Annotated in this window: 1 protein-coding gene; it reads left to right on the top strand. The window is 52.8% G+C overall.

What is annotated here, in order from left to right; all coding sequences use genetic code 11:
• Positions 1-494, top strand: a 494-nt coding sequence (locus AC1RP1_RS07730) for a hypothetical protein (RefSeq protein ID WP_481762678.1), incomplete at its 5' end; no start/stop codon positions are given.
• Positions 495-574: the final 80 nt, after the last annotated feature.

The following is a 574-nucleotide window of genomic DNA, read 5'->3' as shown; positions in this document are numbered from 1 at the left end:
ACTGTATCCTTCACGAACTTTCGCACCACCTGCATTTCGAGTTCTTGTCGGGCTCCAAGCTGGAAGGTTCGTGGGTGCGGCTCTATAACAAGAGCATCAAGGTCACGACCGTTAAAAAGGAAGACAGTCAGCGACTACTCGATGATCTGCTGGGGCAGGAATCGCGCCCCTCGGACTTCCGTGGCCAGCTCGGTGAGGATGATGCGGAAGCCTTCAAGTGGATTCTGAAGGCGATCAAGGCGCAATCGAAAATCTCTCTTGCAGAACTCGATCTTCTGTTCGAAGCTGACTATGGTGACGACATCCGGGCCGTGTGGCCGGTGCGTGGGGTGACCCGTACCGATCTCGATCCGCTGATTACCGAGTACGCGACGAAGAACTTCAAGGAGACGCTGGCCGAGGCCGTTTCGTGGCATCTGGTTGGGCTGAAGCTTCCTAAGGAAGTGGTCAATCTCGTGGAGAAAACGCTAAGCTATGTCAAATCGAATCATTGACAAGTTGCAGGTACGAGTCACCAGCTTTTATTGCTCGACAAGACAAAGCCATGCGGGTTATAATAAGCCCTTTGTGAACT

This window comes from Dellaglioa sp. CoH-56-MRSF-13, from assembly GCF_056782095.1.
The sequence above is the reverse complement of the archived record's forward strand: the minus strand, read 5'-3'. Positions and strand labels throughout refer to the sequence as shown.